A 16132-nucleotide genomic window follows, 5' to 3' on the forward strand; every position below is an offset into this window, starting at 1 on the left:
CTTCTAAACAACCAACTCCCCCGCCACGGCAGCTCGCGTGGCTTTACCGCAGAGTTGCTCCACCAGCGTCAGGGCAAACTGCAGGGCCGCACCCGATCCCTGCGCGGTGATGCAGTTGCCGTCGACCACGACGGGCTGGTCAATAAAATTACAACCCGACAGTTGATGGCTGGCCGATGGCAGGCAGGTCATGCGCCGCTGTCGCAAGACGCCGAAGGCTTGCAAGGCCAGCGCGGGGGATTCACCGATGCCGGCGAACAGACGCCCGGCGGCGGCCTGGTCCTTGATCAACTGTTGCAGGGGCTGATGCGCGGCGAGGTGCTGTGAACCCACCTCTCCTCCAGGCAATACGAGAAGGTCGAACGGCTGAGCCAGCAAATCCACCAGCATCGCATCGGCGGTCAGGCGGGTACCGCGAGCACAAGTGATCATGCGTCGCCCCTCAATGCTTGCCACCACCACTTCAACCTTGGCGCGGCGCAGTACATCGATCAGGGTGACGGTTTGCAGGTCGTCGATGCCCTCGGCGAGGGTAATCAAAGCTCTAAAGGTCATGGGCGCGGTCCACAGAATGATCTTTAAAGCGTAGTCAGCTTTCCTGGCCCTTGTTCGAGCGCTGCCGTTACTTGATGTAAAGCTGTGTCGACATCGTGTTGCGGGGCGCGTTGATGGAGGTGTTGCTGAAGGTAAAGATGCCGTCCTGCTTGCCTGCAAGATTGAAGATATACAGATTGCCGACGGTTTTTTCTCCGGGCGCGCACTCCTTCAGGTTGCCGGTTTGATAGGCACACACCGACGTCCGGTTGCCGTCCACTTCAAAACCATCCAGCGCAACGTGCGGACTAAGGCTACCGTAGCCAATCTCCAGAACGTAGACCTTGATGCTCGGACCACTGTGGTCGCAGCTCGTCTGCTCCTGTTTCTCGACAATATTTTCAAGACCACAGCCCTGCGATTCGACCTTGATCACTTTCACCTGAGTCAACGCAGACGCCATCGCCGCCGAGGCCGTTTGCGCCCCGAGCCACAACGCCATCGCGACGCCAATCACCGCAACCCCACACTTTTTAATGCAATACATATCGCCCCCCAGAACCAGCGCGCAGTATGGCGCACTTCGCTTTAGCGCAAAACATCGGCGACGATCGCAGCCATAAGCAGCCACAGCCCCACGCTGCTGGTATGATGCGCGGCTTTTTCCGACCCGCAGAAAATTACCAGGCGCCTTCAACGGTCTGTGCTTTGCTGTTGAGGTCGATACATTCACGGCGCCGGGCGCGCCACGGGGAGCAGACATGCTGGAAAGGCTGTTTCAACTCAAGGCACACAACACCAACGTGCGGACCGAGATTCTGGCGGGCGTCACGACCTTCTTGGCCATGGCCTACATTCTGTTCGTCAACCCGAGCATCCTCGGCGAGACCGGCATGGACAAGGGCGCGGTGTTTGTCGCGACCTGTCTGGCAGCCGCCATCGGCTCGACGACCATGGGCCTGATCGCCAACTACCCGATCGCGCTTGCGCCGGGCATGGGCCTGAACGCCTTCTTCACCTACACCGTGGTCCTGCACATGGGCCACACCTGGCAAGTGGCGCTGGGGGCGGTGTTCATCTCGGCGGTGCTGTTTTTCCTGCTGTCGATCTTCCGCATCCGCGAATGGATCATCAATAGCATCCCGCTACCGCTGCGCTCGGCGATTGCCGCCGGTATCGGCCTGTTCCTGGCGCTGATCGCCCTGCATAACGCCGGCATCGTGGTCAGCAACCCGGCGACCATGGTTGGCCTCGGCGACCTGAAACAACCCGCCCCGATCCTCGCGACCCTCGGCTTTGCCCTGATCGTTGCCCTCGAAGCGCTGGCCATACGCGGCGCGGTGCTGATCGGTATTCTGGTCGTGACTATCGCGTCCATCGCATTGGGCTTCACGCCGTTTGGCGGCGTGATGTCGATGCCACCGTCCCTGGCCCCGACCTTCCTGCAACTGGACATCAAGGGCGCGCTGGACATCGGTCTGGTCAGCGTGATTTTCGCTTTCCTGTTCGTCGACCTGTTCGACAACTCCGGCACACTGATCGGCGTCGCCAAGCGTGCCGGCCTGATGGGCAAGGACGGCCACATGCCGAAAATGGGCCGCGCCCTGATCGCCGACAGTACCGCGGCCATGGCCGGTTCATTGCTCGGTACATCGACCACCACCAGCTACATCGAATCCGCCGCCGGCGTGAGTGCCGGTGGCCGCACCGGCCTGACCGCCGTCGTGGTGGCGATTCTGTTCCTGCTGGCGCTGTTCTTCTCGCCATTGGCCGCCAGCGTTCCGGCATTCGCCACCGCCCCGGCGCTGCTGTTCGTCGCGGTGTTGATGACATCCGGCCTGGCCGAAATAGACTGGGACGACATCACCGTTGCCGCACCGGTCGTGGTCACTACGCTGGCCATGCCATTCACGTATTCCATCGCCAACGGCATCGCCTTCGGTTTCATCTCCTGGACCGCGATCAAGTTGCTGTCCGGCCGCGGCCGTGAGCTGAACCCGGCGCTGGTGATTCTTTCGATTCTGTTCGTGATCAAGTTGGGTTGGTTCAACGCATGACTTTTGATTCCCAGGCTTACGCCGTCCAGCTCGAAGAAAAGGTCACGCGCCTGCGCGACCTGCTGGCCCCGTTCGATGCACCGGAACCTGCGGTGTTTGACTCGCCGCTGAAAAATTTCCGCCTGCGTGCCGAGTTCCGCCTGTGGCGCGAAGGCGGCGATCGGCATTACGCGATGTTTTCCCAGGAAGACAAACGCACGCCGATCCTGATCGAAGAGTTCCCGATCGCCAGCCTGCGCATCAATGAATTAATGCCGCAGCTCAAGGCGGCGTGGAAGGCCAGTGCGGCGCTGAGCCACAAGCTGTTTCAGGTGGAGTTCCTCACCACCCTGGCCGGCGATGCGATGATCACGCTCTGCTATCACCGCCCGCTGGACGAACACTGGCACGCGGCGGCGACAAAACTGGCCGCCGACCTGAACGTCAGTGTTATCGGTCGCTCGAAAGGCAAACGCGAAGTGATTGGCCAGGATTACGTGGTCGAGAAACTGGACGTCGGTGGCCGCACGTTCAGCTATCGCCAGCCTGAAGGTGCCTTCACCCAGCCCAACGGCACCGTGAATCAGAAGATGCTCAACTGGGCTTACGACGCCCTCGGCGATCGCCCGGACGATTTGCTGGAGCTGTATTGCGGCAATGGCAACTTCACCCTGCCGCTGGCGACCCGCGTAGGCAAAGTGCTCGCCACCGAAATCAGCAAGACTTCGGTCAACGCCGCACTGAGCAACCTCAGCGAAAACGCTGTGGATAACGTCACCCTGGTGCGTTTATCCGCGGAAGAGCTGACCGAAGCCTTGAACGAAGTCCGTCCGTTCCGTCGCCTGCACGGCATCGACCTGAAGAGCTACGAGTTCGGTAGCGTCTTCGTCGACCCGCCTCGCGCCGGCATGGACCCGGACACCTGCGAGCTGACCCGGCGCTTCGCCAACATCCTCTACATCTCCTGCAACCCGGAAACCCTGGCAGCCAACATCGCCCAGTTGCACGACACCCATCGCATCACCCAGTGCGCGATGTTCGACCAGTTTCCGTGGACACATCACATGGAATCCGGGGTGTTGCTGACGCGTCGTTAATTGCAGCCCTCCCCTACAAAACAGCCGTCTGTACGACGGCTTTTTTGTGGGTGCTCATTCGGTGACCTCTGCCTTGCGCGGACGCCCGCCTTTACGGCCATTAGCCCGCGCAGCCTCGGCTTTGGCGGAGCTGCTTTGGCGACCATTGCGCGAGGCGATGACCGAGGCTGCCATGTCCATCAAAGGCTTGCTCGCCGAAATCATCCCGGCGATGGACACGTGCAGATCCTTGCCAACATGGCACAGGGCGGTTCCGGAAAAGCCGACTTTCAGATCTACGAAATCCTCGATGTCGAAATCATCAAATTCCGGGTAGTGCTGCACAGGCAGCAGCACGCCACTGCCATCAGTAAAGCTGACCGCCAGACAAGGTTCCATAAACCTCACCGAAATCGCCTGCAATCCGCTTTTTTGGCGCACTTGCCCGCGCTGGATGGCTTCATCCAGCACGGCCTCGGTGACGGGCCGATCGGCCAGCATTCCTGCCTGTATCGTTTTCATAGTTGGATCTCCACCCCCTCCGGAACACCGATCAGCGCCAGCAGGGTCTTGTTCGTCTCGGGTTCATAGCAAGCCGAGCCAATCATCCAGGTCGTACTCGCAATCCTTTTTACCACCACGACTTCGCTGGTCTGCCAGTCCCATTTCTGATGATCGAGACAGACCGTTTGCAGCTTGTCCCACCAGATGGCCCGGGCGCGTCGCAGGTGGGCGGGCTGTCCAAGTGCGTGCCGCAACCCTTCCAGCACTGCCACAGGTGGCCGGTTTGAATGAGGAACCACATCCCACAGCTCGACACTGTTGTGCCAAAAGCAGAATTTGAAGCGTGCACTCCAGCTTCCGGCGTCTACATGCGCGTGCGGCGGACAGTGTTCATCGCGCAGCATGATCACCATTGAAAATCCTTTGTAGCTGAATAATCGCATGCTAACCCATCCGTTAGGTTAATGAGTCCACAGACTCGACACTCCCTGAAAAATCCGACAATTGGCTCTGCGCCAAATTGCCTTTATGCCTCTGAGACTAGCGCCAAGCCTCGCCTTGAGCCGGTGGATAACTGCGCAAAATAGTAAGCAATCCTTTCCTCGTGCCCACAAAAAAGCCGTCACGAGAACGGCTTTCCTGGCTTGGCACACAATCATCCCGGCTGGTTTTTTCGATACTCGGTGGTGGTGATGCCCGCGTACCCCCAGTTATCAGTATCGACTTCCTCGATCACGATGTGGGTCAGCTCCGGCGGCTTGCCGAGGACGCGTTTCAGGGTGTCGGTAATTTCGGCGATGACCTGGGCTTTCTGCTCCCGGGTGACGCCGTCACGGGTGATGCGTACGCTGACGAAAGGCATGATGCTGCTCCTGTCCGGTAATCAATTGAGACGCCGGTCAAGTAAAGCACCGCTTCGTCGATTTCATCTACAGTGGCGCAGTCCCTCATTTGATCCGTGGTGTCATCAATCATGCAGCGAGTATTCGACGATCTTCAGCTGGGCAGCATCGAACTGTTTTGCCTCGCGGCCGAGGCCGGCAGCTTTACAGCGGCCGCGTTGGTGGCCGGCGTAACACCGGCCGCCGTGAGCCGTTCGGTGTCGCGCATGGAAGAACGCCTCGGCGTGCGGCTGTTTGCGCGCACCACCCGCAGCGTCAAGCTGACCGACAGTGGCCGGCGCTATTACGAGGAGTGCCGTCAGGCGCTGGCTCAGCTGGTGGAGGCTCAGCGCGAGGTCATGGGCCAGCAGCAGCAACCGTCCGGCACACTGCGTATCAGTATTCCCACGACGTATGCGCACCACCGGATCTTGCCGTTGTTGCCGGCATTCCGGGCGCGGTTTCCAGATGTAAAAGTCGAGTCGCACATCAGCAATCGCAACATCGATTTCGTCGGCGAAGGCTATGACATGGCGATCCGCGTGCGGGCGATTCCGGATTCCGGTCTCATTGCCCGGCACCTTGAGGACGCCGAGCTGGTGATGATTGCCAGTCCCGAGTACCTGAAGCGCGCAGGTGTCCCGCAAAGCCTGGACGATCTTGCGCAGCACGAATGCATTCAATACGAACTGCCCAGCAGCGGCCGGCGCATTGCCTGGCTGTTCAACGACAACGGCGCACCGCAGGAGATTCTTGCCGAGGGCAGCTTCAGTTGTTCTGACGATGTGCTCGGTGGCGTGACCTTGGCCAAAAACGGGGCGGGGCTGTTTCAAACCTACCGCTTCATCGTCGAAAACGAGCTGGCCAATGGTTCGTTGGTCGAAGTGCTCAAACCTTATGGCGGACGCTCCCGGCCGTTTACCCTGCTCTATCCACAGAGTCGCCATATGCCGCTGAGACTGCGGGCATTCATCGATTTTCTGGTTGAACATTTGCCGCGTTAAAACATTGAGACTGTCCGATCACCGCACACAAAACCTGAATGAAAGCGCTCTTCAATTGACCGAACTAACCAGCTAGTACAATTTATCTCCACAGGCTGAATACCCCAGCCCATTCCAAAAATAATAAGTGGAGAGACTTCGATGTCCCCTATCGTTCTGGTGCTCAACGGCCCGAATCTGAACCTGCTCGGCACTCGCGAACCGGCAACGTACGGCCACGAAACCCTGGCCGACATTTCGGCGCTGTGCGGACGCGCCGCCGAAGAGTTCGGCCTGGCCGTGGAGTTTCGCCAGACCAATCACGAAGGCGAATTGCTCGACTGGATTCACACAGCCCGCGGCCGTTGCGCCGGGATCGTGATCAACCCGGCGGCCTGGACACACACGTCAGTAGCGATCCGCGATGCCTTGATCGCCAGCGAATTGCCGGTGGTCGAAGTCCACTTGTCCAACGTCCACGCCCGCGAGCCCTTCCGGCATCACTCCTTCGTTTCAGCCATTGCCACTGCGGTGATGGCCGGTTTCGGCAGCCACGGTTATCGCCTGGCGCTGGATTATTTCAGCCAACGTTTGAAGGGGTGAACGCCGTGACTCAGAACAACGCGGTATTGGCCGGGCTGATCGGCGCCGGCATCCAGGCTTCCCGTACCCCGGCGCTGCACGAGCATGAAGGTCATGCCCTGGGTTTGCGTTATCTCTATCGCTTGATCGACCTCGATCAGCTGAAACTCGATAGCAGCGCCCTGCCCGACCTGCTGATGGCCGCCGAGCGAATGAACTTCACCGGTTTGAACATCACCTTCCCGTGCAAGCAAGCGATCATCCCGCTGCTCGACGAATTGTCGCCGGAAGCTCGCGGCATCGGGGCGGTGAATACGGTGGTGCTGAAGGACGGTAAACGCATCGGCCACAACACCGATTGTTTGGGATTTGCCGAGGGTTTTCGCCGTGGATTGAAGGACGTTGCCCGCGAGCGTGTGGTCCAGATGGGCGCTGGCGGCGCAGGTGCGGCGGTGGCCCACGCGCTGCTGAGCGAAGGCGTACAGCTGCTGAGTATTTTTGATGTGGAGATCAGCCGCGCTCAAGCCTTGGCGGACAACCTCAATCAACACTTCGGCGCTGGTCGGGCCGTGGCGGGGCATGATTTGCCGAGCACGTTGGGCCAGGCGAATGGGTTAGTGAACACCACGCCCATGGGCATGAAAAAACTGCCGGGCATGCCGGTGCCGGTGGAGTTGCTTCGGGCTGAATTGTGGGTGGCGGAGATTGTTTATTTTCCGCTGGAAACCGAGTTGCTACGCAACGCCCGCGCCTTGGGTTGTCGTACGCTGGATGGCGGCAACATGGCGGTGTTTCAGGCGGTGAAGGCGTTTGAATTGTTCAGTGGCGTGGTGCCGGATGCGCAGCGGATGTTGGCGCATTTTCAAAGCATGAATGGCTAAAAAGCGAAAGATCGCAGCCTCGTTTCACTCGACAGCTCCTACACAGCCTGTAGGAGCTGTCGAGTGAAACGAGGCTGCGATCTTTTAAATGTCAGGCCTGCAAATACCGCAAAACCGACTCGCAGATCATCTCCCGATGCCGCTGCTTGATGCTTTCGTCCGGCAAGTCGATCTGAAAGATCTCACCGAAGGTGTGGCGGTTCGACACGCGATAAAAACAGAATGAGCTGATCAGCAAATGCACATCCAGGGGCTCAAGCCCTGAACGGAACACGCCCTCTTCGGCCCCGCGACGCAAAATCACGCCCAGTGAGTCAAGGATGGTGTTGTTCATCGCCTTGATCGCGTCGGAGCGCTTCACGTATTCAGCGTTGTGAATGTTCTCGATGCTGACGATGCGCACGAAATCGACATTGCGATCATGGTGATCGAAGGTGAACTCCACCAACCGCCGGATCGCCTCCACCGGGGCCAGTTCGGCCAGGTGCAGGTGGTTTTCCGTATTGCGGATATCGCCGTAGAGTTTCTCCAGCACCTCGACGTAGAGCTGCTCCTTACTGCCGAAGTAGTAATAGATCATGCGTTTGGAGGTGTGGATGCGCTCGGCGATCGCGTCGACGCGAGCACCGGAAAGCCCTTGCTGGACGAACTCGACAATCGCCTCTTGAAGAATGTTCTCGCGGGTCTTTTCCGGGTTGTTCTTGCGACTCTTGCGCGGCTCGGCAATGGGTTCGGCGGGCGCTGCGGAGAGTTCTGAAGTTATCGTCATTGCGGGCTCACGGCCATCACTGCACAGGCTGGCGATTATGGGCCGCGCCGCACAGTGAAGGAAGCCGCGCGGCGACGGTTTGTCGCCGTGTTTACGATTTTCCTACAACTTTGCCTGACGTACGGCACCGCTTCGGGATTTGGCCATGGCCGCCAGGCGCACCGCCACGTTAGCCGCGCCGTAACCGGCGTAGCCATTTTTGCGCTGGATGATTTCGAAGAAGAACCGCCCTTCAAACGGCTCGGTATAAACGTGGAACAGCTCACCGCCCTGGGCATCACGGTCATAAAGAACGTTGAAATACGCCAGTTCGCTGAGGAATTCGTCATCGAAGTCGAATCGTGCAGCAAGGTCGTCGTAGTAATTGAGCGGGATATCCAGCAGCGGCACGCCCGCCTCTTTCGCACGACTGACTTCGGCAAAGATGTCATCGCAATCAAACGCAATGTGATGCACACCGGAGCCGCGATAACTCGACAGCGCGTGTGAGATCGCGGTGTTGCGGTTCTCGGAAATGTTCAGCGGCAAGCGAATCGAACTGTCGCGACTGCGCAACGCCCGGCTCTTCACCAGACCGTACGGATCGGGCAGCACCACTTCGTCGTCGGCTTCGAAATCCAGCAGGCTCTTGTAGAACAGCACCCAACTGTCGAGGCTGTCGGCCGGCAGCGCCATCGCCATGTGGTCGATGCGCTTGAGGCCGCCACCGGTCACCGTGGCTGGTTGCAGATTGAAGTCGGTGCCGTAGACATCAGCTTCCTGATCCACCAGATAGATCAGGCTGCCGTCCGGAGCGCGCACGGCGGCCAGCTCAAGTTCATTGGGGCCGACCAATCCGCGATACGGTTGACCTTTATAGGCCACGGCTCGAGCCAGCGCACTCGCGCTGTCCTTGACCCGCACGGCGGTGGCGCACAGCGAAGGGCCGTGGGCTTCGAAAAAGCTGTGGGCAAACGAGTAAGGCTCGCAATTGAGGACCAGGTTGATATCGCCCTGGCGCAGCAGGCTCACGCTCTTGGAGCGATGTTGCCCGGCCTTGACGAAACCCAGGCGCTCCAGCCAATGGGTGAGCTTGGCGCCAAGGCTTTCGTCCACTGCAAATTCGAGAAACTCGATGCCGTTGTATCCGCTGGCTTTGGGCGTCTCGAACAGAATGTCGGGATGGGTCGACGGTGCCGCTTCCTGCGCCAGACGCTGACGGGTCTTCTCCTCCAGATACAGCAACGAGCGCAAACCGTCGGCGGCATTGGCCCGAGGCGGTGCGGCGCGGAAACCATCATTGAAGATTTCCAGCGACAGCGGCCCGGTGTAACCACTCTTGATGATCGGTGCCAGGAAGCCCGGCAAATCGAATTCGCCCTGGCCCGGGAAGCAGCGGAAATGCCGACTCCATTCCAGCACGTCCATCGCCAGGATCGGCGCGTCGGCCATCTGCACGAAGAAGATCTTGTCACCGGGAATCTCGGCGATCGCACTCGGATCACCCTTGAGCGACAGCGTGTGAAAGCTGTCCAGCAGCACACCGAGGCTTGGGTGATCGGCTTGACGGACGATGTTCCACACCTGTTGCCAAGTGTTCACATGCCGGCCCCAGGCCAATGCTTCGTAGCCGATCCGCAATCCGCGTGCGCCAGCGTGTTCGGCCAACAGGCGCAGGTCATCGATGAGGATGTGTTCATCACCGACGGAGTCGGCGGACGCGTTGCTGCACACCAGCACCAGGTCGGTGCCCAGCTCCTGCATCAGGTCGAACTTGCGCTCGGCCCGTTCCAGATTGCGAGACAAACGGTCGCGGCGGCAGCCTTCGAAGTCGCGGAACGGCTGGAACAGCGTGATCGCGATCCCGAGATCGGCGCACATCTGTTTAATTTCCCGCGGGCTGCCGTCGTAGTAGAGAAGGTCGTTTTCGAAAATCTCCACCCCGTCGAAACCGGCGGCGGCAATGGCTTCGAGTTTTTCCGGCAGGGTACCGCTCAAGGAAACGGTGGCAATGGAACGCTGCATATTTCGGCTCCCGGTGGAGGCTTCGGCTACAGGGAATTTGCGCCGCTTTTAAAAGAGTGAGCGAATTATTGGACGGGGTTGTTTAATGAGCAATTCAAAGTGTACTACCCGGTTAGTTTTGCGTGCGATTATCGAACACAATGCCCTTTGGCGAATTGACGATTTTTCGTCCACTGCCCAACATCGACGACACATTGAGCCCGGTCACACACATCGGTCTCGGTGACCAAAGAACCAGAACACCACATAAAAATAATCGGTGGCCTACATGACTCCTTCTCAAAGCTCTCCCGTGGAGCGTTCCTCCATGCCTTCTGCCAGTGGCGGTATCGGCGACAAGATTCGCGGCGCCATGGCGGTCGGCAAAACCCGTTGGGGCATGCTGGCGCTGGTGTTTTTCGCCACCACGCTCAACTACATCGACCGCGCCGCACTGGGCGTCATGCAGCCCATCCTCGCCAAGGAAATGAGCTGGACGGCGATGGACTACGCCAACATCAACTTCTGGTTTCAGGTCGGCTACGCCATCGGTTTCGTGCTGCAAGGCCGGCTGATCGACCGGGTCGGCGTGAAACGCGTGTTCTTCTGCGCGGTGTTGCTCTGGAGCCTGGCGACCGGCGCCCACGGCCTGGCCACTTCGGCGGTGGGCTTCATGGTTTGCCGGTTCATTCTCGGATTGACCGAAGCCGCCAACTACCCGGCCTGCGTGAAAACCACACGTTTGTGGTTCCCGGCCGGCGAACGCGCCGTGGCCACCGGCATCTTCAACGCCGGCACCAACGTCGGCGCGATGTTCACACCGATGCTGCTGCCGCTGATCCTGCACGTGTGGGGCTGGCAAGCCGCGTTCCTGTGCATGGCGTCACTGGGCGGGATCTGGTTGCTGTTCTGGGGTTTGAAGTACTTCAACCCGGAAGATCATCCGAGCGTCAATCAATCGGAACTGGACTACATCCAAAAAGAAGTCGAGCCGGAACAGGCCCGCGTCCCGTTCTCGAAAATCCTGCGCATGCGTGGCACTTGGGCCTTCGCCCTCGCCTACTCCATGACCGCGCCGGTGTTCTGGTTCTACCTGTACTGGCTGCCGCCGTTTCTCAATCAGCAATACAACCTTGGGATCAACGTAACCCAGATGGGCATCCCGCTGATCATCATCTACCTGACCGCCGACTTCGGCAGCGTTGGCGGCGGGATCCTCTCTTCGTTCATGATCGGCCGCGGCATGAACCCGATCAAGGCGCGACTGTTGTCCATGTTCCTGTTCGCCTGCTGCATCGTCGGCGTGATCATGGCGGCGGGTTCGAGCAGTCTGTGGGTCGCGGTGTTCGCCATTTCCCTGGCCATCGGCGCGCACCAGGCCTGGACCGCGAATATCTGGAGCCTGGTGATGGACTACACGCCTAAACACATGATGAGTACGGTGTTCGGCTTCGGCGGCATGTGCGCCGCCATCGGCGGGATGTTCATGACCCAGTTGGTCGGCCACATCCTGACCGTCACCAACAACAACTACACCGTGCTGTTCACCCTGATTCCGGCGATGTACTTCATTGCCCTGATCTGGATGTACTTCATGGCGCCGCGCAAGATTCCTACCGTCACCGAGTAAAACTCCGACGCAATTCCCCTGTGGGAGCGAGTCTTTGTGGCGAGGGGACTTGTCCCCGTTGGACTGCGCAGCAGTCCCAAAATCTGAATTCTCGGTGTATCAGATACAACTTGAATTCAGAAATTGGGGCCGCTTCGCGACCCAACGGGGACAAGTCCCCTCGCCACAAAGGCCCGCTCCCACCGCTCGTTCACCGTTTTACCGACGACTCTGCTGCCACGCCGCCGCCAACCCGCTGCAGCAAATCACCGCGATCCCGATCACCGTGGTCAGGGTCGGTGTGTGGGAGAACAGCAGCCAGCCCAATAAACCGGCAAAGACGATCTGGCAATAACCGAACGGCGCCAACAACGCGGGCGCGGCGTGGCGGAAGGCCTGGGTCAGAAACAGATGCGCGGTCATCCCGCAGGTCCCCAGCGCCACCATCATGAAGCCATGCCCAAGGGTCGGCACTTGCCAGAAGAACGGCACCAGCGCGCTCATCACCAGGGTGTTGCACAGGCCGGCGAAGAAGTTGCTGGTGGTCGGGCTGTCGATGTTGCTGAGCTTGCGGGTGAGCAGTTGATAGAAGCAGAAAAACAGCGCCGAACAGAGCGGCAGCAACACCGCCGGCGTGAACAGATCGCCACCGGGATGGACGATGATCAACACGCCGACAAATCCGCAAATCACCGCGATCCATTGGCCGCGGGTGACACGTTCACCCAGCAGCGGTACCGACAGCGCAGTCACCAGAACCGGCGCAAGAAAGTTGACCGCCGTGGCTTCCGCCAACGGGATGTACTGCAGCCCGGTGGTAAAAAACAGACTGGTGCCCAACAGGCACAACGCCCGCACCAACTGCAGCATCGGCCGTTTGGTCCGTAGGACGCGCAGCCCGGACTGCGGCAGAAAAATCCCGGCCATCAATAGCGTGTGCACCACATAGCGGGCCCAGACCACCATCACGATCGGATAGAAGCCCGAGAGGTATTTCGAAAAAGCGTCATGGCTGGAAAACAGGAAAGTCGCAACGACAATCAGCAGGATCCCTTTGAAGGGCTGGTTTACGCCGGAGAGCGGAGTGCTGGCTGTCATGGGGATCCCTTGCGAAGTGAAACGTGTCGCGGACGGCGAGTTCCAATAATTTAGAACCTGGTTCCAGATTCCAACACAAGCATAGGCCGAAAGTGTTCGAACATCGCACGGTTTTGCGACCCACAAAAATTCACTGTGGGAGCGGGCTTGCTCGCGAAAGCGGTATGCCAGACAAATCCAAGTTGACTGACCCACCGCTTTCGCGAGCAAGCCCGCTCCCACAATAGGCTGGCGGCGCACCGAGGTTAACTGAACAACTCCGACGCCAGACTCGCCGCCGCCAATTCCTCGGTATACCTCACCAGCAGCGGCGCCAACTCATGCAACCGCGCCCCCGGCATCCGTGCACTCGGCCCGGCGATACTCAGCACGCCGATCACTCGCCCCTCGCTCGGGTGCCGCACCACCGCCGCAATCGCCGAGGTGCCCACCGCCGAGCTTTCCTCGACCCAGGCGTAGCCCTGCTCCCGCGCCAGACGCAGGCGTTCGAGCAATTCAATGTTGGAACGCGGCGCATTCGGCCCGAGGTCTTTTGGCCGCTCGCCGCCCTGGCGTTCCACCAGTGACAACGCCTCGGCATCGCTCATGCACGCCAGCCACGCATGGCCCGACGCGGTATAGAACAACGGCGCATCGCGGCCCATTTCCGGGTCATAACGCAGGCCGGAACGGGCGCCCTGAGACTTGGCGATCCAGACCTGCCGCTCACCTTCAATCACCCCAAGACGCACCAGCTCCCCGGTTTCCTGGGCCAGGCGATCCAGCACGGGCTGGACGATATCGGCGCCGCTGCCCGACAGGTAACGAAACCCCATCGCCACCAGTTTGGTGGACAAGTGATACCGCAAGTTTTCCGGATTCTGCCGCACATACCCCAGCCGAATCAGCTCGGCGAGCAGACGGTGAGTGGCGCTTTTAGGGATGTCGAGCTGCTCCGCTAGTAGCTGCATCGGCAGACCGCGAGGATCACTGGTGAGACTTTCGAGCACGTTGAAGACACGTTCGATCTGACTGCCGGCCATGGGAGGTTCCACCTACAATTTGCCTGATTCTAGAAGATGAACCGTGTAATGCGAAATCTGGAACCCGCTGTTCCATAGACGCAGCGACTCGCCTGCTCGATAAAAACCCGCCCCCTGACGGAATTCGATGGGTGATCCATGTTCCTACAGTCTGCAAGAATAACGGCCAGTGCGAAAAAGCCGGACAGCCGGACTGGCGCCGCCCCGACACTCCAGCAACACTCATCACCACGGACAATCAGAGGATTCCCACATGCTATGGAAAAAAGGCCGACGCAGCGACAACGTGGTCGACGCCCGTGGTGATAGTGTCGGCGGCGGTGGCGGCGGGATGCGTTTCGGTGGCGGCAAAGGCCTGAGCCTGACCGCGATCGTCCTGATTGTGGGAATCGGCTGGCTCACCGGCCAGGATCCGATGCAAATCCTCGGCGAACTGACCGGGCAAATGACCGAACAATCGGCCCCGGCTACCAACCAGAGCCGCAAGGCGCCGCCGGCCAATGATGAAGGCGCCGAATTCGTGCGCTCGATTCTCGGCGATACCGAAGATACCTGGGGCCAGATTTTCCAGCAGGCCGGTCGGCAGTATAAAAACCCGACGCTGGTGCTGTTCAGCAACCGGGTGAATTCGGCATGCGGCCTGGCGACATCGGCGACCGGGCCGTTCTATTGCCCGGCCGACCAGAAGGTCTACCTGGACATGGCTTTCTTCCAGGAAATGTCGCAACGCTTTTCAGCGGCCGGTGACTTCGCTCAGGCCTACGTGATCGCTCACGAAGTCGGACACCACGTTCAGACGTTGCTCGGCGTTTCCGCGAAAATTCAGGCGGCCCGTCAGCAAGGCCGGCAGATGGAAGGTGATGGCGGCTTGTTGGTGCGCCAGGAGTTGCAGGCCGATTGCCTGGCCGGTGTCTGGGCCAACAACGCGCAGCAGCGTCTGAACTGGCTGGAACCGGGTGACATCGAAGAAGCCTTGAATGCGGCCAACGCCATCGGCGATGACCGTTTGCAGCATCAGGGTCAGGGCCGCGTGGTACCCGACTCGTTTACCCATGGCACATCAGCGCAAAGGGTGCGCTGGTTCAAAACCGGATTTGCGCAAGGCCAGGTGGGCCAGTGCGATACCTTTGCGGCGAAAAACCTGTAAATGAAAAGTTGGCTGTTGATTGTGTTGTTCACGTGCGCAAGCACCCAGGCTGCGGAGCATGGCGTCAAGGAACTCAGCCCCGGGCGATTGTTGTTGAAAGAAGGCGAGATGGCGGTGAGCCTCGGCCCGGCGCCGGCGAAAATCGAACGCGTGCTGATCATCATCCATGGTCGGCTGCGCAACGCTGAAACCTATCGCCAGAGCGCCGAGCACGCGGCGGAACTGGCCGGGCAAAGTGCAAGCACCCTGGTGATTGCCCCGCAATTTCTCAACGAAACCGACATCGCGCTGCATCCGGTGGCTGACACGGTATTGCGCTGGCAGGGCAATGACTGGATGGCCGGAGGTTTATCCACCGCTCCTTTTGCGCTGAGTTCCTTCGCGGCCCTCGATCAAATCATCGAGAGGGTCGGCGACCGCCGGCAATTTCCGGATGTGAAGCAAATCATCATCGCCGGGCACTCCGGTGGCGGTCAGGTGGTCCAGCGCTATGCGCTGCTGGCGCGTGAGCAACCGGCCCTGACGGCCGCCGGCGTGAAGCTTCGCTACGTCGTCGCCAATCCTTCGTCCTATGCATACTTCAACGAGCAGCGGCCGGTGGCGTTCAACCATGCGGCATGTCCCGGTTTCAATCGCTGGAAGTACGGGCTGACGGATCTACCCGTTTATGCCAGTGGGCAAACGGCACCGCAAATTGAAGGCAATTACGTCAAACGGGACGTGACTTACCTGCTTGGGCAACAAGACACCGACCCGCAGCATCCGGCGCTGGACAAAAGTTGTGAGGCTGAAGCGCAAGGTGCTTATCGTCTGGTTCGCGGGCGGAATTTTTTCAATTACGTGCTGCGTCGAAATCCGAAAGGGGTTAATCAGCGGCTGGTTGAAGTGCCTGGGGTCGGGCATAACGGGGATGAGATGTTGACGTCGCCGGAGGGGCAGAAGGTGTTGTTTGGTCAGTGAGCTTGTGGTGTCTGGCCTGACGCCATCGCGGGCAAGCCCGCTCCCACAGGTATGTGTCGTACCTGAA

Annotated in this window: 17 protein-coding genes; 8 read left to right on the forward strand and 9 right to left on the reverse strand. The window is 59.7% G+C overall.

The window, feature by feature from the left end:
* Positions 1-3: 3 nt before the first annotated feature.
* Complete coding sequence (locus ACA053_RS25255) at positions 4-555, reverse strand: DJ-1 family glyoxalase III (RefSeq protein ID WP_497313839.1); 552 nt, start codon at positions 553-555, stop codon at positions 4-6.
* Positions 556-622: 67 nt separating this feature from the next.
* Entirely contained in the window at positions 623-1081 is a 459-nt protein-coding gene (locus tag ACA053_RS25260) for a DUF4879 domain-containing protein (RefSeq protein WP_109635030.1), read from the reverse strand.
* 214 nt (positions 1082-1295) lie between these two features.
* On the opposite strand from ACA053_RS25260, the gene ACA053_RS25265 reads away from it, so the two are divergent.
* A complete protein-coding gene (locus tag ACA053_RS25265) occupies positions 1296-2591 on the forward strand; it encodes an NCS2 family permease (protein WP_109635031.1) in 1296 nt (431 codons plus the stop codon).
* Positions 2588-3667: a tRNA (uridine(54)-C5)-methyltransferase TrmA gene (gene trmA / locus ACA053_RS25270; RefSeq protein ID WP_497393952.1), complete on the forward strand. Its 1080-nt coding sequence runs from the start codon at positions 2588-2590 to the stop codon at positions 3665-3667. Before ACA053_RS25265 ends, trmA begins: the two co-directional genes overlap by 4 nt.
* Positions 3668-3721: 54 nt before the next feature.
* On the opposite strand, the gene ACA053_RS25275 is transcribed toward trmA, so the two are convergent.
* From ACA053_RS25275 to ACA053_RS25285, 3 genes are all read right to left on the reverse strand, one after another.
* Positions 3722-4168, reverse strand: a complete 447-nt coding sequence (locus ACA053_RS25275; protein WP_109635035.1) for a DUF2442 domain-containing protein — start codon at positions 4166-4168, stop codon at positions 3722-3724.
* Positions 4165-4593, reverse strand: coding sequence for a DUF4160 domain-containing protein (locus ACA053_RS25280; RefSeq protein WP_094470524.1), 429 nt, complete (start codon positions 4591-4593; stop codon positions 4165-4167). The genes ACA053_RS25275 and ACA053_RS25280 overlap by 4 nt, the downstream gene beginning before the upstream one ends.
* 212 nt (positions 4594-4805) lie before the next feature.
* The gene (locus tag ACA053_RS25285; protein WP_059402046.1) at positions 4806-5012 is read right to left on the reverse strand and encodes a tautomerase family protein; all 207 of its coding nucleotides are present in this window, start codon (positions 5010-5012) and stop codon (positions 4806-4808) included.
* A 111-nt stretch (positions 5013-5123) separates the two neighbouring features.
* Here ACA053_RS25285 and ACA053_RS25290 point away from each other — a divergent pair, with 111 nt between their 5' ends.
* The 3 genes from ACA053_RS25290 (at position 5124) to ACA053_RS25300 (ending at position 7477) form a co-directional block, all read left to right on the forward strand.
* Positions 5124-6035, forward strand: a complete 912-nt coding sequence (locus ACA053_RS25290) for a LysR family transcriptional regulator (RefSeq protein ID WP_497313844.1) — start codon at positions 5124-5126, stop codon at positions 6033-6035.
* A gap of 141 nt (positions 6036-6176) precedes the next feature.
* Complete coding sequence (gene aroQ, locus ACA053_RS25295) at positions 6177-6617, forward strand: type II 3-dehydroquinate dehydratase (RefSeq protein WP_109635040.1); 441 nt, start codon at positions 6177-6179, stop codon at positions 6615-6617.
* 5 nt (positions 6618-6622) lie between these two features.
* Positions 6623-7477, forward strand: a complete 855-nt coding sequence (locus tag ACA053_RS25300; RefSeq protein WP_497393953.1) for a shikimate dehydrogenase — start codon at positions 6623-6625, stop codon at positions 7475-7477.
* Between the two features lie 91 nt (positions 7478-7568).
* Here the strand turns inward: ACA053_RS25300 and ACA053_RS25305 are convergent, their stop codons facing one another.
* Together ACA053_RS25305 and quiC are read right to left on the reverse strand one after the other, a co-directional pair.
* Positions 7569-8246, reverse strand: a complete 678-nt coding sequence (locus ACA053_RS25305; RefSeq protein WP_109635041.1) for a TetR/AcrR family transcriptional regulator — start codon at positions 8244-8246, stop codon at positions 7569-7571.
* A gap of 102 nt (positions 8247-8348) precedes the next feature.
* Entirely contained in the window at positions 8349-10250 is a 1902-nt protein-coding gene (quiC, locus tag ACA053_RS25310) for a 3-dehydroshikimate dehydratase QuiC (RefSeq protein WP_109635043.1), read from the reverse strand.
* A gap of 268 nt (positions 10251-10518) precedes the next feature.
* On the opposite strand from quiC, the gene ACA053_RS25315 reads away from it, so the two are divergent.
* The gene (locus ACA053_RS25315; RefSeq protein ID WP_497393954.1) at positions 10519-11859 is read left to right on the forward strand and encodes an MFS transporter; all 1341 of its coding nucleotides are present in this window, start codon (positions 10519-10521) and stop codon (positions 11857-11859) included.
* A gap of 198 nt (positions 11860-12057) precedes the next feature.
* Here ACA053_RS25315 and ACA053_RS25320 read toward each other — a convergent pair whose 3' ends face one another.
* Both ACA053_RS25320 and ACA053_RS25325 read right to left on the reverse strand, forming a co-directional pair.
* Entirely contained in the window at positions 12058-12936 is an 879-nt protein-coding gene (locus ACA053_RS25320) for a DMT family transporter (protein WP_010467437.1), read from the reverse strand.
* 245 nt (positions 12937-13181) lie between these two features.
* Positions 13182-13958 (reverse strand): IclR family transcriptional regulator, encoded by a 777-nt coding sequence (locus tag ACA053_RS25325; protein WP_109635047.1) that lies wholly within the window; start codon positions 13956-13958, stop codon positions 13182-13184.
* A 253-nt stretch (positions 13959-14211) separates the two neighbouring features.
* On the opposite strand from ACA053_RS25325, the gene ypfJ reads away from it, so the two are divergent.
* Entirely contained in the window at positions 14212-15105 is an 894-nt protein-coding gene (gene ypfJ / locus ACA053_RS25330) for a KPN_02809 family neutral zinc metallopeptidase (protein ID WP_497393955.1), read from the forward strand.
* On the forward strand, positions 15106-16065 hold the full coding sequence (locus ACA053_RS25335) for an alpha/beta fold hydrolase (RefSeq protein ID WP_497393956.1): 960 nt from the start codon (positions 15106-15108) through the stop codon (positions 16063-16065). It begins immediately after the preceding gene.
* Positions 16066-16132 lie beyond the last annotated feature (67 nt).

This window comes from Pseudomonas sp. LBUM1672 (genome assembly GCF_059695655.1).

Coding starts and splice junctions, on each gene's coding strand:
- ACA053_RS25320 (WP_010467437.1), bottom strand. CDS start 12,936: ATGACAGCCAGCACTCCGCTCTCCGGCGTAAACCAGCCCTTCAAAGGG.
- ypfJ (WP_497393955.1), top strand. CDS start 14,212: ATGCTATGGAAAAAAGGCCGACGCAGCGACAACGTGGTCGACGCCCGT.
- ACA053_RS25335 (WP_497393956.1), top strand. CDS start 15,106: ATGAAAAGTTGGCTGTTGATTGTGTTGTTCACGTGCGCAAGCACCCAG.
- ACA053_RS25255 (WP_497313839.1), bottom strand. CDS start 555: ATGACCTTTAGAGCTTTGATTACCCTCGCCGAGGGCATCGACGACCTG.
- aroQ (WP_109635040.1), top strand. CDS start 6,177: ATGTCCCCTATCGTTCTGGTGCTCAACGGCCCGAATCTGAACCTGCTC.
- ACA053_RS25265 (WP_109635031.1), top strand. CDS start 1,296: ATGCTGGAAAGGCTGTTTCAACTCAAGGCACACAACACCAACGTGCGG.
- quiC (WP_109635043.1), bottom strand. CDS start 10,250: ATGCAGCGTTCCATTGCCACCGTTTCCTTGAGCGGTACCCTGCCGGAA.
- ACA053_RS25260 (WP_109635030.1), bottom strand. CDS start 1,081: ATGTATTGCATTAAAAAGTGTGGGGTTGCGGTGATTGGCGTCGCGATG.
- ACA053_RS25305 (WP_109635041.1), bottom strand. CDS start 8,246: ATGACGATAACTTCAGAACTCTCCGCAGCGCCCGCCGAACCCATTGCC.
- ACA053_RS25325 (WP_109635047.1), bottom strand. CDS start 13,958: ATGGCCGGCAGTCAGATCGAACGTGTCTTCAACGTGCTCGAAAGTCTC.
- ACA053_RS25285 (WP_059402046.1), bottom strand. CDS start 5,012: ATGCCTTTCGTCAGCGTACGCATCACCCGTGACGGCGTCACCCGGGAG.
- ACA053_RS25275 (WP_109635035.1), bottom strand. CDS start 4,168: ATGAAAACGATACAGGCAGGAATGCTGGCCGATCGGCCCGTCACCGAG.
- trmA (WP_497393952.1), top strand. CDS start 2,588: ATGACTTTTGATTCCCAGGCTTACGCCGTCCAGCTCGAAGAAAAGGTC.
- ACA053_RS25280 (WP_094470524.1), bottom strand. CDS start 4,593: ATGCGATTATTCAGCTACAAAGGATTTTCAATGGTGATCATGCTGCGC.
- ACA053_RS25290 (WP_497313844.1), top strand. CDS start 5,124: ATGCAGCGAGTATTCGACGATCTTCAGCTGGGCAGCATCGAACTGTTT.
- ACA053_RS25315 (WP_497393954.1), top strand. CDS start 10,519: ATGACTCCTTCTCAAAGCTCTCCCGTGGAGCGTTCCTCCATGCCTTCT.